Here is a 12,803-nt window from a genome sequence, read left to right on the forward strand (position 1 = left end):
AGCGGTGGTACAGCCAAACTGCATGCTGGATGATCGTCATTGGGAAACGGTGGCGATAGGGCTTGGCATCGGTCACGGACAGTCAGCCTACCCTGATCAGTTAAGGCAACACAACCGTCTTCAGCCGTAGCTGACTCGGAAGCCTGAGGTTTGGGCGATGCGCAGTCTTTGGAGAAGAGCAAATCGAGAATGGCAACCACGATGCGTCACGGTAGGGTTAGGTTTGTGGCAAGTGTTAGGTGTTGAGCTGAGTCTTAGACGCTTAGCTCGGCACTCCCACTCGGGCCAGTGAGCCTGCTGACTGTGGTGTCGTCGGTTCTGGGGGAAGGGGAGCAAATGGCAGGGCCAAAAAGCCGCGCCCCAGAGTTCGGGCGCGACGGTTGAATCCCGGTATTGCTGAGCAAAAATGCGAAGACTTGTTTCTGGTTTTAGTCAGCTTCCAAATAAGGGCGGCAGGCATTGAGGAGGGCTTCTATCTCATCTTTGTTGAGCCTGATTTGAGGCCCGGCGATCATTCTGAACGCGATGAGATAGCCATCATCTTGAGGCGTAATGCTGACAGAATCGCTGTAAAACCCGGTTTCTTCTTCTATACATTTCAGCATTGAATCCACATCGGACTGAAATTGACACTCGTCGAACATATCCGAGAGAACCTTTTTTTCTTCATCGGTAAATTGATCAAGTGCCGCGATGAACTCATAAATGGTCATTATTTTCCTTTGAGTGGGAAGGCGGTGATGAGCTTTTTCGCCTCTACATCGTAATAGCCTCGGATTAAAATTCCACTCTTTGAACGCCCCTCCCACTGGAACGACAGTCTGCCTTCAAACATGGTATCTGGTGTGCGGGTCTCTATGTTGGCAAAGGCAGATTTGATCTCTTCAAGCACGCGGGCGGGCGTCCAGCTTTCGCCTTTGGGAAAGAAGGTGGCTGAGCTTTTCTTGTCCAGCCATTCGCCGGTCAGAGGGTCTTTGAGCTTGATATCCGCTACATACACCCCATGTTGATCCGGCGCCCCCTTGTACTTCCTGACTTGGTTGGTGGCCGGGTCGCCCGCCGATTCCAAATGCCAGCCGTCGGCCACGCGCTCTCCCTTGGAATTGGTACTTACCTCTCCCTTAAAAATATGGTCGAACGCGCTTTCATCTATCAACTCAGCGCCGTCGCCCGCACTGTAATTTTCGTAGAGGGGAATACTGCTGGCGATCAGGGTGATGTTGTATTTTTTCGGGGCGACGGGCGTGGCCTTGAAGGAGTGAATCCACTTGAATTGCCGCTTGAGCAGAGCCAACTGGCGCAGCAAGACCTTGACCGGCAGGTTGGCCGCATCGTTGACGCCGATGATGACCAGCGCTTCCCCAATCGCGAGAGGCAATTGTTTGGCTTTTTCGCCCGCCTGCTTTAGTGCGGCCCGCGCATCAGCAGAACCTAGGGCTTTTTCGGCTTGGGCGGCTCCCCTGGCCCCCAGCTTCTCGAGAAGTGCCTTTGGGATCAGCGATTTGACCACTTGCGTCGTCGCTGTTTTGGCTGTTGCCACCACGGCTTTGAAGGCGGCCCGTTTTTTCTGCACTCCAGCCACCAGCTGAGTCGCGCCGGGGATTTTGGCAATGACTTGCCCCAGTTTCCCAGAGGCCACCAAACCATTTTTGACTGCCGTGACGGTGCCCGCTGTCAGGTAGGCAATCGCCACCTCCGCCAAAATCAGGCCCAAGACCTTCCCTTGGGTTTCGCCCCGTTTGAACGGATCGGGTTGCACCCAAGCTTTGGCTTCAGCCAAGATTTTGGCTTTCAGGCTGCCGCCCAAGGCTACCGCCATCTGCTTGAGGGCCTCCCAAGACAGCCCTTTGGCCCACGCAGACATTTCACCGATTCGGGAGGTGATTTGGCCGGTGAAAACATCACGCACCAAGCCGTACACCATGGACGCCGCAGACCCCAACGCCTGAAGGTTGTCCCATAGGTCGCCAAAAAAGCCTTTGACCACCCCCACAGCTATGCCTGCGTTGTAGACCGGAAGCTCATAAGCCGCCTTCCACGCCGCCTGACCAAGCTGCTGGAGCCAACCCGAACCTGACGCTTTAGGAACCGCCGACGTGATCGCAGAGTTCAGGCCTGCAGTCGTGCTGGCACGCTGCAAAGCTCCAGACACACGGGAGATGTTCCCAGTTGTGGGCGCTGGCTGACCCATCCGGGCAATTTGCGGGAGCACTGGCATATTCGCCAGTTGCGTCCCTACCCGCTGAGCTTCGGTTTCGAGTACAGCATCTGGGTCTATGCCCTTGCCCACATGTCCTTTGCTCTGCTGAACCGTATGGGTCACTTCATGGGCCAGCAGCTCTAAACCAGAGCGGGTGTTGGGGTTGAACTGTCCGGAACGGAAGAAGATATCTGTACCTGTGGTAAAGGCAACGGCCTGCACGCTTTTGGCTAAGTTGTCGGCTTCGGCATCCTCGTGAATCCGCACCGCGCTCAGATCATGGTTGAGTCCCTGCTCCAAATGCCGCCTCACAGCTTCGGGCAACGGCTGACCCCCGCCACGCTTGGCCCCAATCCGCTGCCAGAGGGGTTGGGCCGCTTCCGCTTCTAAAGCAGCGGCCTGCCGCTGTAATTGGGTCAGGGTCAACGCTGCTGCGTCTTGGACTTCTTGTTCGCGTTCCCGTTGTAAAGCGGTATCGACAGCGCGTTGCAGGGCAGGGCGTTCTCCAAGTGGAATCAGACCCAGCACACCCCGCACCACTGGCGCAGACAGGGGATGGCGCTGCAATGCGACCAGATGCGTTGCGTACTCGCTATAGCGGGCTTCCGGCACTTGACGGTCTTGCCGGAAGCTTTTGCTGAGCCGTTGAGCCGTGAGTTGTTGTACTCCAGTGTGCTGGGCCTGTTGGTCTGGGTTCAGGCCTACCGAACGGCTTTGGCCTTCCCACTGCTGGGCGTGGGCACGCATCACCGTCACCCACTCGCGAGGGGTCTGTGGACGGGAAGGCACTTGAAGAGGGGCTAGGCGCTCGGCCTGCCGTTGCAAGGCTGCCTTGATTTCGAGGGGCGAAAGCTGCTCGACAGCGGCCAAACTTCTTTGAACGGTGGTTTGAGCCTGTTTCAAACGGACATTTTCTTGATGGATCAATCCACTGGCGTGCCACACGGGAGCCACGACCGCCCGCTGAAGCTGAACTGGGCGCGTGGTGTGGCTCTGAAGTGCCGCCGCAGGGGAAACCGCTGGCGCTGCCCACTGCGGTTTCGCTACTGCTACAGGACTGGAGAGGGGCTGAAGCGGTTCGAGCCCTGTCGCTGCTGCTTTGCGCTGGAGAGGCGACAGTCGTTCGGTCATACGTCAGGCTACCGCACAGAAAGACTCGGAGTCAGCCCAAAGACTTCATGGTCATGGGAAACGCTGCTGTTCATCTGCTGGGTCTGACTCCCAGTCAGCACTCCTGAGCGAACAGCACCGTTGGCTCTCGGTGTCTTTTTTACTGCAGATAACACGCTCTCTAAGGCAGCTTGACCGTAATCCCGATCACGGGTACAAACACCGCTGCACTCTACATGGTGCCGTTGCCGAGTTGCCCGAAGTCGTTGCTGCCCTGCGCGAATAAGGTGCCGTCGCGGCGCAGGGCTAGAACGTGTCCCCCCGACATGCTGACATCAACGATGCCGCTCATCCCCTTGACCTGAACCGGCACAGAGGGGTTGTTGTTGCGGTCGAGACTGAATGAGTACAGCGTGCCGTCAGTCTTGACGATGTAGCCCAACTTGCCTGCGGCCGTCATGCGGTGAACGTCCGTGAATCCGGCCAAGGGCCGGAACTTCCAGTCCTTCACGAAAAAACTGCGGCCATCCGCGGTGGTGGCAATGACGATTTCGGAATCCAGGCCCTCGTGCAAACAGCACTTCGTTCGGATTCTACCTGCGCCGATAGGCCCCCGATCGCGCATCTGCCGTGGCTGGCATCAATGTGCATCGGTCAGTGAGCGTGCCAGCAGCTCACCCTCGCATAGGTGAGGCCTGTACGGATAGTGGCTTTGCCCCCATATCCAAGCAAGATATCCGAACGGGCAGCGGCGGTGTGTCACGCGCTTCAGGTGGCCGTACGGCCCCTCACGGCGCAGGAAGTTCATCGGTACCCTCAAGGATGCACGCGCAGCGTCCGTAGACGAAGTGTTGGAGACGCTGGTGACCCTCGGCCATGCGCGTCAGGTTGGCGAGAAAACCGTGGCATATGCGGCGTGAGGTGAGTAAGCTCAGCAGTCTAAGCTCCCGCTGAACGGTATCTTCAGCTATGTCCGAGTCCCGAATTCCTCTTCACCTGTCAGCTGCACGCCTCGTCTATGCCAAGGAGCTTCATCGTAGGGCGTCTGGAGAGGTCAAGGAGCGCAGGCACGGGCACTGGAGACCCTGAGAAAGGTCTTTAAAAAACACGCTCAGGTCGGCAGTGGACGGCTCGCCGATCCCAACGAGGAACAGGTGTTGCAGAGTCTGTTGGGCCACCCGGAATACCTATTGCCTCTCGTAACTGAGGTGGCATCAATTGGCCCGTTTGCACCCCACGAAATCACGGTGAGTGATGCGGAGGCGCAGGCCGCCATGACCACGCTGCTGCAGCTCTTGGGCCTGACTGTGCCTTCACATCTCCCCAACAAATTTTTCCGGGAGGCTGTCACCGTGTACGCACCGAAACAGAAACGGGGCGCTAAACAGTGGTTGCTGATGGGGTTGGGCGGCACGTTGGCAGCGGCAACCCTCATGCTGCCTTTCGTGGGACCAGCGGTCTTGGGTGTGGGTGCTGCCGGAGCCGCTGGCTTTACCTCATTCCTCGCCACCCTGGGGTTTGGAACCGTGGCAGCGGGCGGTGCGGGGATGTTGGGCGGCGTGCTGCTGATCACGATCAGCGGAATGACCGGCGCTGCGCTGCTCAGTCAAGGCATGCAAAACCTGCTGATGTTGGGCGTTGAGGGCATGCGGTTGGAGCTGTGCAAACTCGAAACCACCGAGCGCATGTCTTGGTACGCCGGACTGGATCACAAGAAGCAACTTCTGCGGACAAGACAGTCACTCAGAACCCTTCTGGCCGAGTTCAGTAACAAGCTGGCGCAGGAGCGGCAGATCAGCGATCCGGAGTCAAAACCCATTCGTGACCTCGAAGAGATTGTACGGCTCATTGAGCTGGCACTCAGGGAATGTCCAAAGTGGTATCAAAACGGAACCACGGCTTAGCAGCGTGCAGCCATCCAGCCCTGACTTTCTCTGACCAGTTGCGCTGACGTGACCCCAACTCCAGATCATTGGCAAGAAGTGGTTTAAACTGCCAATATGACTGCCCACCTGGAAATCGACCGCTTTGGCCGGGTGTTGATCCCGAAAGCCATTCGTGACGCCCTGGCGCTTAAGGCTGGCGAGCAGCTGGAGGTAGAACTCGAAGGCGGTGTCCTACATCTGCGCCCCGCCTCGCGCCCGGTGCAGACTGTGCAGCACGCAGGCCGCCTGATCCTCGACGCGCCAGGCCCGATCACGGGCGATCCCGTGGACGAGATGCGCGACGCCCGCCTGACCGAGGTACTCGGTTCGTGGTGACGGTGTTCGACACCAGCGCCCTGGTCGCCGCGCTCACCCGCGCCCATCCCCGCTTCGCTTGGGCCGACGAACAGGTGCAGGCGGCTGAGCGTCCCGCCCTGTGCGTCCACAGCCTCGCGGAGTGCTACGCGGTGATGACCGCTCACCCACAGCTGCGCTATCCACCCACGCAAGTCCGCGCCGTGCTGGACAGCCTCACGCAGACGTGGACGGTGTTGCCGCTCCTGCCCGCCGACTACTTCGACGCCATGACCCGCTGCCGAGACTTGGGGCTGCAAGGCGGGGCGATCTACGACACCCTGATCGCGCAGGCGGCGCTGCGGGCGGGAGCGGTAAGGCTGGTGACCCTCAACGCCAAACACTTCGTGCGCCTCGGTGACGACGTGCAGCGGCTGGTGGTCGCGCCGGAAGGTTAACGACCGGTTCTCACGGACTGAACCGATGCCGCTGAGCTGGGAAAAGCTGGCTGGTGGCCTTGAACAAAGACGCGCATTTGCGTCCTCGCTCCTCTGTACTGACTGCTATGGTCAGGCATGAAGCGGTTGCTCCTCCCCCTGACGGCCTCCCTGTGCCTGCTCACTGCCTGCCCGGGCCCGGCGCCGGAACTCCTGAAGATCCCAGACGGCCCCGCCGCGCTGAACGGCGTCTGGCAGGGCACGGTCTACTCCAGCGTGAACTGGCAGCCCGTCGCTGCTGGGGGAGGACTGCTGTATGTGGTGGCCTCCGAGCAAGCCCTCCCTGCCCGGTTCGACGATGTCCAACCGCCCCGATCCGCTCAGTTTCTCGTCGCGCTCGATGAACGCACGGGGCAGGAGGTGCGCCGCGTCCCTTGGTCAGACGTCGTCAGCAGCTTCACCTTCCAGGCGGCTTCGGGCACCCGTCCGGCCCGCCTGCTCAGCATTGAAGCGAAGAACAGTCGCGTGGGCGTGATGGAGCGTGACCCCCGGACGCTGGAGGAACTTGACCACTGGGGGGTGGCGGAAGGGGTGAGGCGGTTCAGTCACGACGGCACCCGGCTGGAACTGACCTCCGAACGGCTGCTCGATCCCCAGACACGTCAACTCGTTCCCCTGCACCCCGCAGTGGACACCGCACTTCGTCAACTGCCGAAAGAGGCGGAGGCCAGTTGGAGCGGGGATCTCCGCTGGCTGACCATCCGGCGGTGGGAACAGCCCTCGTCGGGCCGGGTGGAGCGGGTGTCCCTGATCTCCAACGACACGGGCCAGACCTTGGACGGGCGGGCCCTGCATCCTGTGGGGTGTGGACTCAATTCGCCGGGGGGCAGAAGCGGTCTGACGGCCGTCCGGGCGCTGAGCGACGGTGAAGTGGCCCTCGCATATGAAGACGGGGCCATCGAGGTTCGCCGCAGTGACGGCACGCTGCGGGTCACGGTGCAGCTGGGGGTCTGTTCGGACACCGACCTGCGGGTCGATGGGGACACGCTGATGTTCGCGGTGCAGGGAGGATTCGGGACGGTGCGCCTGTCCGACGGGCAAGTGGCCAGCCGGGTCAAGCAGGACGGTGTTCTGGGCTTGTTGTTGCCGGGCGCCGCCGTCAACCGCTTCGGGACCACCCTGTTGTATCAGCGGCTGGACGGCCCCAGTTGGCGTCAGGTGGCCCCGGCCAAGCCGCTGCACCTCGACGCGAAAGCCACCTGGGTGTCCAAGTCGGAGTACCACGTCACCGGTGAGGCGCGCATCGACGATCAACGGCTGAGCTTCACCGCTAAGGCAACCACCACGGCCATCGAGTTGCGGGCACAGTGGAGTTATCCGCGGCCCGAAGTGCAGTGGCGGGGCGAGCTGCGCCGGAGCGACGGCAGCCTGTATGGTCGACTGGAGGGCAACCACGGGTCGGCCAGCACAGAGCAACAAGTGTTCTTGGAGCTTGCCGGGAAAGCGCAGGACTTCGCCTTCGGGGGGAGATTGATCCGCTGAGCGGAGCGGGTCACGACCAAGCCACCGCAGACCAAAGTAAAAGGCGACCCGCTGAGGTCGCCTTTGGTTCCTTAAAGATAGTGCGGAATGCGGCCACGGTCAACACTATGCATTGAAATCCGGACAAAAGTGTGCATATTCAGGGAATGACGCCCTCAGCGACGGTGAATATCGGTGGCCTGAGCGAATTCGTGCAGCCGTACCACACGTTGTTCCAAGCTCGGCGCCTCTTCAGGGCGTTTCAAGCGGCGCTGAGTGGCATCTTGGCGAGTGGCACGACGCGTCTGGCACAGATGGCGCGCGTCGCCCCCGGTACGGGGGCGTGCCCGCAGGCGGAACGCCGACTGAGACGACTGATACACCACGAGCATCGGCGGAGTGACCTCAGCGCTGATACCCTGCTTGACCAGATTCAAGCGCAGGGCGCGATGCGGATCGCCGGGTCGGATGAGGTGGTCGTCATTCTGGACGGCTCTGACCTCCGCAAGCCGCACAGCCAGACCCTGGAATATCTAGACACGGTGCGGGATCTGAACGGCCAGCCGGTCGCGGGCTACCGCACCCTCAACGCCATTGGCGTGAGTCCTGATGGACGTCAAACCCTGCTGTATCACACGCTGTACAGCGCTCTGGCACCAGGATTCACCAGTGAGAACACGGTGGTGCTCCAATCACTCGCACAGATCACTCGCGCCCTGCGGGCAGCGGGTGTGCTGCGGATCATCTTCGTGCTGGATCGCGGGTTCGACAGCCTCCGGATTCTGCGCCGTTTGCGGAGATTGCACGTTGATTTCGTCATCCGTGCCCGCCATCTGGATCGTCAGACACGCCTTCGTCTAACAGGTGAGGGGGAACCGCTGCACGGTGCACTGCACCGTGCTCCTGTCACTCATGTCTTTGAACTGGCCCGGCCGGTGAAGCAGGGTCAGCGGCTGATCTGGCGCCCGACGCGCACAGAACTGCGTGCGCAGCAGGTCTGGCTGGACGAGGGCCGGCTGCCCGTTCAGGCGGTGCACTTGAGCTTTCCCACGCGTCCCAAAGGGGATGAGGAGGGTTGGGTGCTGCTCACCAGTCTGCCGGTGTCGCCCGGCGTGGACGCCGGGCAGGTGGTGCGCCTGTACTTGCGTCGCTGGTCCATTGAAGACGTTTTCGCGTGGACAAAGACGTCCCTCGGCTGGGAGGACGTGCGCATTCACGATTTCCAGGCCCTGCGTACCTTGGTGGCGATGAGCTGGGTGGTGGCCTCCTACGTCTTCACGCTGAGTGAAACGCTAGATGCGCCAGCACTTCGATTGCTCGCGCATCTGGGCGGCGATGTCCCCCATAAGAACCGCCCACCTGGCAAGAAAACCCTGCTCCTCGGCTTGCAGCGGCTGGCCGCTGCATATCTCACCACCCAGACCACCCAGCACTGGGGCCAGGATGTCTCTGGAAACCATGTCCTCAACCGCCTTTTGGGTACGAGGTAAGTTTTGTCCGGTTCTCAATATGCAGTAACACCTGTTTGATCCTGTCCCAGTCGCTGTATGCACCATTCAATGCAATGAATAACAACTTGCGAGGTTCCTTTGCAAGCTGTGACCTAGCCTTCTCACCCCTTCTGCCCTCGCCTCCTCCCAGATCAGCACCGCCAAGCAGGTCCAAAGCGAGCGGGGCTTGGCCACGCACCAGGCCAGCGTTCAACTGGGTGAGCTGTAGTCGGAGGGGCTTTCAGCTCTTGGTGCAGCGCTGTGCTGCTGCCCTGGGAGAACCGTTGAAGTGCGGGACCCTGAGCTCCAGCGCGGGTGCTTACCGTACAGGAACGAGTTCTTCCTCAAAACTCAGAACATTGAGGCTGGCCTGACGCTCTTCAAGGCGGCGCAAGATGATTTTGAGGTGCATCGGGTTGCGCGTTGTAGCCTCAATCGCCCAGAAGCCCCCGTTGAGCCCATAAAAGCCCTCTGAGACGGTTCCCATCGCATATGCTCCCTGGCTCGGCACCCTACGGCCTGTCGGCAGGGTGAGTGCCGTAGTGATCGATCCGCTACTCTGTGATACATTCTAGTGGTACTACGTAGTGCAATATACCTGGAAGACGAATCAGGAAGGAAGGTGCCACCCTGGAAAACCTTACGGAGATGTTGAAAGGCGTCCTTGAGGGCTGTGTGCTGGAGATCATCAGTCGTGGTGAGACCTACGGCTATGAAATTGCCTCATCCCTGCGAACACTTGGCTTCACGGACGTCGTGGAAGGCACTGTCTACACCATTTTGCTGCGGCTTGAGAAGAACAAGCTCGTCAGCATTGAGAAAAGACCGTCCACCCTCGGTCCGCCCAGAAAGTTCTACTCGCTGAACGAGGCGGGGCTGGCCGAACTCGCGGCGTTCTGGGCGAAATGGGATTTTCTTTCTCTCAAGATAAACGAACTTAAGGAGAAAGTAGATGCATGATTTCTGGAGGACAATCACGGGAGACAAGAAGGAATGGAACCGTATGGAGGCGCGTGCCAAGGCGCTCCCACGCGATTTCCTGATCGTGTACGGTGAGATTAAAAAGTACATGTGGAATTTCTCGGCTGGCACCGGGATGGATATGGTACCGATCTTCAGGGATCTGATTGAACTCTTTGAAACCAGTGCGGCAGATGGCAAGGGCGTGATTGAAATCACCGGCGAAGATGTGGCCGCGTTCTGTGATGAACTTCTGCGGAATGCCAGAACCTATACCGAGGACTGGCGTGAGGCGCTGAACCGCAACGTGATGCAGAAGCTTCGCAACGAGGGAATCAAGAAATGACGAACCTCGCCATCCAGACGAAAGGCTTGAAGAAGGCCTTCAAGGATGTCAGCGTCCTGAACGGTGTAGACCTCGACGTGCGGCGCAGCGAGATTTTCGCCCTGCTCGGCTCGAACGGCGCGGGCAAGACGACGATCATCAACATCCTCTCGACGCTGCTCATCCCCGATAGCGGCACGGCCAGCGTCGGCGGCTTCGATACCCAGCGTCAGCCGGAGCGCGTGCGCGAGCTGATCAGCCTGACCGGGCAATTCACCGCTGTGGACGGCATGCTCACCGGACGGGAGAACCTCGTGTTCGTCGCCAGACTCCGGGCCGTGCCCAACCCCACCCAGATCGCCGACCAGCTCCTGGGGCAGTTCGGATTGCGGGACGCGGCTGGGAAGCGGGTTGACACCTACTCCGGCGGCATGACCCGGAGACTTGATATCGCCATGAGCCTCATCGGAACACCCGCCGTCATCTTCCTTGATGAGCCGACGACGGGCCTTGACCCAGAGGGACGGCTCGAAGTCTGGGACACCATCAAGAAGCTCGCTGAGGGCGGTACGACGATCCTCCTGACGACGCAATACCTCGACGAAGCTGAACTGCTTGCGGACCGAATCGCAATTCTGCACGAAGGGAGAATCATTGCGGGCGGCACCCTCGACGAACTCAAACGGCTCTTCCCACCCGCGAAAGTCGAGTATATCGAAAAACAACCGACGCTGGAAGAGATCTTCCTCGCCATCGTCGGCAAGAAGACAGAGGAGGTCGCTACGTGAATGCTCTACGAGACACCGGCATCCTGGTCGGACGCTCCATGCGTCACATCCAGCGCAGCCCAGACACGATCATCACCGTGGCGATCATGCCGATCATGTTGATGCTGCTGTTCGTCTACGTGTTTGGCGGCGCGATCAACACGGGCACCGACAACAAAGTCAATTACATGCTGCCCGGCATTCTGCTGATCGCCATCGCCAGCGGCGTCGCCTACACCGCCATGCGGCTTTTCACCGACAAGCAGAAGGGGATCGTCGCACGGCTCCACTCCATGCCGGTCTCACGCTCAGCCGTGCTGTGGGGGCACGTGCTCACCTCGCTGGTATCTAACGCGGTCTCGCTGGCCATCATCATCCTGGTCGCCCTGGTCATGGGCTTCCGGTCCAGCGCAGGCCTGACGGCCTGGCTCGCTGCGGCAGGCATCCTCACCCTGTTCACCTTCGCACTGACCTGGCTGGCAGTGGTTCCCGGTCTGACGGCGAAATCCGTCGAAGGCGCTACCGCGTTCTCCTACCCGCTGATCTACCTGCCGTTCATCAGCGCCGCGTTCGTTCCCACCGCCACCATGCCAACCCCAGTCCGCGTCTTCGCAGAGCATCAGCCCGTCACCGCCATCGTCAATTCGCTTCGCGCCCTTCTGGGCGGCCAGCCCGTCGGCATCGACATCTGGACTGCATTGGCTTGGTGCGCGGGCATAGCCATCCTCGCCTACTTCTTCGCCATGAGGGCTTACAACCGAGTCCCATAACCTAATCCCAGAGCGACGACCCGGGAGCAATCCCAGGATCCTCAAAGTTAAAATGTCGAGCTATCCGAAACAACCTCGTCCATCTCGTGCTTCACCTACCGGTATTGGCCTTAACGGCGGTTTTCGGGCGATTGAGGCTATGACGCGATTCTCCGCTGACTGACCAACCGCCAGACGAGTGTGCCGCCACCGGGCTGCTGTTCTCGGCTTCACGTCTAGTCCCCTGTCGCTGAGCCGAGTCTCGACACGCAGTCATCCAAACATGGGGGCCAGCTGACTGACGACCAGTCGGCTCTGATGTGAGCCAGCTGAAATTGTCTTCCACTGCCCAGTGGGGTTCCCCCGATATTGCACAGGTGGAGTTAAGCCTCACCATAGGAGGCACCACCATGACCGAGCGAAAAATCTATACCGCTGAATTCAAACGCGAAGCCGTCAGACTGGCTCAGCAGCCCGATCTGGGGATCACCCGAACGGCCCGTGATCTGGGGATCAGCCTGTCGGCACTCAACCGCTGGATCAAGGCCGATCAGCAAGAAGGGGAGCAGGCTTTCCCTGGCAGAGGGCGTCAGCATCTGACGCCCGAACAAGAAGAGATTAAGCGCTTACGTCGTGACTTAAAGATTGTGCGTGAAGAACGCGAACTCTTAGAGGGTGACGAGCTTGGACGTAAACCAAGGAATGCACAGCGCTCTACGCCAAGCGCGCCGAGGGAGACGGGACGATGTCGGTGCGCTTTCGACTGACCGGCAGGCGCCGGTCGCGGTACTGCGGTTGAGCGAAGACACGCCTGCAACATCTGTGCACCGCCTCAGCCTTGAGAGTACTGCCGGGCATAGATCATTTGGCTGGTCAACCTCGTGTCCAGACTTGCATGACGGCCTTCGCGCGCCTGTTGACGCGCATTACCTGAGTAAATCAGCGATATCGAGACTGCGGAAGAGCCGCAAAATAGAGATATTCCCAAAACCTGTGTGGCCCAGAGTTCTGTGCTGCATATCAGG

14 protein-coding genes and 1 pseudogene are annotated in these 12,803 nt (G+C 60.0%); 10 read left to right on the forward strand and 5 right to left on the reverse strand.

Annotated features, from left to right (window positions below):
* From E7T06_RS18710 to E7T06_RS18725, 4 genes and pseudogenes are all read right to left on the reverse strand, one after another.
* A pseudogene (locus E7T06_RS18710) lies at positions 1-76 on the reverse strand (IS6 family transposase); the annotation flags it as partial.
* A 352-nt stretch (positions 77-428) separates the two neighbouring features.
* Entirely contained in the window at positions 429-713 is a 285-nt protein-coding gene (locus tag E7T06_RS18715) for a hypothetical protein (RefSeq protein ID WP_136367282.1), read from the reverse strand.
* Positions 713-3,331, reverse strand: coding sequence for a DUF4157 domain-containing protein (locus E7T06_RS18720; protein ID WP_136367283.1), 2,619 nt, complete (start codon positions 3,329-3,331; stop codon positions 713-715). The genes E7T06_RS18715 and E7T06_RS18720 overlap by 1 nt, the downstream gene beginning before the upstream one ends.
* A gap of 211 nt (positions 3,332-3,542) precedes the next feature.
* Positions 3,543-3,884, reverse strand: a complete 342-nt coding sequence (locus tag E7T06_RS18725; protein ID WP_168733648.1) for a hypothetical protein — start codon at positions 3,882-3,884, stop codon at positions 3,543-3,545.
* A gap of 700 nt (positions 3,885-4,584) precedes the next feature.
* On the opposite strand from E7T06_RS18725, the gene E7T06_RS18730 reads away from it, so the two are divergent.
* The 5 genes from E7T06_RS18730 (at position 4,585) to E7T06_RS18750 (ending at position 8,977) form a co-directional block, all read left to right on the forward strand.
* A complete protein-coding gene (locus tag E7T06_RS18730; protein WP_136367285.1) occupies positions 4,585-5,214 on the forward strand; it encodes a hypothetical protein in 630 nt (209 codons plus the stop codon).
* Between the two features lie 96 nt (positions 5,215-5,310).
* A complete protein-coding gene (locus E7T06_RS18735) occupies positions 5,311-5,571 on the forward strand; it encodes an AbrB/MazE/SpoVT family DNA-binding domain-containing protein (RefSeq protein WP_136367286.1) in 261 nt (86 codons plus the stop codon).
* Positions 5,568-5,987 (forward strand): PIN domain-containing protein, encoded by a 420-nt coding sequence (locus tag E7T06_RS18740; RefSeq protein WP_168733649.1) that lies wholly within the window; start codon positions 5,568-5,570, stop codon positions 5,985-5,987. Before E7T06_RS18735 ends, E7T06_RS18740 begins: the two co-directional genes overlap by 4 nt.
* A gap of 117 nt (positions 5,988-6,104) precedes the next feature.
* Positions 6,105-7,508: a hypothetical protein gene (locus tag E7T06_RS18745; protein ID WP_136367288.1), complete on the forward strand. Its 1,404-nt coding sequence runs from the start codon at positions 6,105-6,107 to the stop codon at positions 7,506-7,508.
* Between the two features lie 146 nt (positions 7,509-7,654).
* Entirely contained in the window at positions 7,655-8,977 is a 1,323-nt protein-coding gene (locus E7T06_RS18750; protein ID WP_136367289.1) for a transposase, read from the forward strand.
* A 319-nt stretch (positions 8,978-9,296) separates the two neighbouring features.
* Here E7T06_RS18750 and E7T06_RS21375 read toward each other — a convergent pair whose 3' ends face one another.
* Positions 9,297-9,464 (reverse strand): hypothetical protein, encoded by a 168-nt coding sequence (locus E7T06_RS21375; RefSeq protein WP_168733650.1) that lies wholly within the window; start codon positions 9,462-9,464, stop codon positions 9,297-9,299.
* Between the two features lie 161 nt (positions 9,465-9,625).
* Between E7T06_RS21375 and E7T06_RS18755 the strand changes: the two genes are divergently transcribed.
* The 5 genes from E7T06_RS18755 to E7T06_RS18775 all read left to right on the forward strand — a co-directional run bounded on the left by E7T06_RS18755 (position 9,626) and on the right by E7T06_RS18775 (position 12,545).
* Positions 9,626-9,937, forward strand: coding sequence for a PadR family transcriptional regulator (locus E7T06_RS18755; protein ID WP_136367290.1), 312 nt, complete (start codon positions 9,626-9,628; stop codon positions 9,935-9,937).
* Positions 9,930-10,283, forward strand: coding sequence for a DUF1048 domain-containing protein (locus E7T06_RS18760; protein ID WP_136367291.1), 354 nt, complete (start codon positions 9,930-9,932; stop codon positions 10,281-10,283). The genes E7T06_RS18755 and E7T06_RS18760 overlap by 8 nt, the downstream gene beginning before the upstream one ends.
* Positions 10,280-11,050, forward strand: a complete 771-nt coding sequence (locus E7T06_RS18765; protein WP_136367292.1) for an ATP-binding cassette domain-containing protein — start codon at positions 10,280-10,282, stop codon at positions 11,048-11,050. Before E7T06_RS18760 ends, E7T06_RS18765 begins: the two co-directional genes overlap by 4 nt.
* Complete coding sequence (locus E7T06_RS18770; RefSeq protein WP_136367293.1) at positions 11,047-11,799, forward strand: ABC transporter permease; 753 nt, start codon at positions 11,047-11,049, stop codon at positions 11,797-11,799. Before E7T06_RS18765 ends, E7T06_RS18770 begins: the two co-directional genes overlap by 4 nt.
* Positions 11,800-12,188: 389 nt before the next feature.
* Positions 12,189-12,545, forward strand: a complete 357-nt coding sequence (locus tag E7T06_RS18775; RefSeq protein ID WP_136367294.1) for a transposase — start codon at positions 12,189-12,191, stop codon at positions 12,543-12,545.
* Positions 12,546-12,803 lie beyond the last annotated feature (258 nt).

This window comes from Deinococcus sp. Arct2-2, assembly GCF_004801315.1.
Lineage (GTDB): Bacteria > Deinococcota > Deinococci > Deinococcales > Deinococcaceae > Deinococcus.

Excerpts from the sequence above, each read along its gene's own strand:
- E7T06_RS18715 (WP_136367282.1), bottom strand. The coding sequence starts at position 713 with ATGACCATTTATGAGTTCATCGCGGCACTTGATCAATTTACCGATGAA.
- E7T06_RS18720 (WP_136367283.1), bottom strand. The coding sequence starts at position 3,331 with ATGACCGAACGACTGTCGCCTCTCCAGCGCAAAGCAGCAGCGACAGGG.
- E7T06_RS18730 (WP_136367285.1), top strand. The coding sequence starts at position 4,585 with ATGACCACGCTGCTGCAGCTCTTGGGCCTGACTGTGCCTTCACATCTC.
- E7T06_RS18735 (WP_136367286.1), top strand. The coding sequence starts at position 5,311 with ATGACTGCCCACCTGGAAATCGACCGCTTTGGCCGGGTGTTGATCCCG.
- E7T06_RS18745 (WP_136367288.1), top strand. The coding sequence starts at position 6,105 with ATGAAGCGGTTGCTCCTCCCCCTGACGGCCTCCCTGTGCCTGCTCACT.
- E7T06_RS18750 (WP_136367289.1), top strand. The coding sequence starts at position 7,655 with ATGACGCCCTCAGCGACGGTGAATATCGGTGGCCTGAGCGAATTCGTG.
- E7T06_RS21375 (WP_168733650.1), bottom strand. The coding sequence starts at position 9,464 with ATGGGAACCGTCTCAGAGGGCTTTTATGGGCTCAACGGGGGCTTCTGG.
- E7T06_RS18755 (WP_136367290.1), top strand. The coding sequence starts at position 9,626 with ATGTTGAAAGGCGTCCTTGAGGGCTGTGTGCTGGAGATCATCAGTCGT.
- E7T06_RS18760 (WP_136367291.1), top strand. The coding sequence starts at position 9,930 with ATGCATGATTTCTGGAGGACAATCACGGGAGACAAGAAGGAATGGAAC.
- E7T06_RS18765 (WP_136367292.1), top strand. The coding sequence starts at position 10,280 with ATGACGAACCTCGCCATCCAGACGAAAGGCTTGAAGAAGGCCTTCAAG.
- E7T06_RS18775 (WP_136367294.1), top strand. The coding sequence starts at position 12,189 with ATGACCGAGCGAAAAATCTATACCGCTGAATTCAAACGCGAAGCCGTC.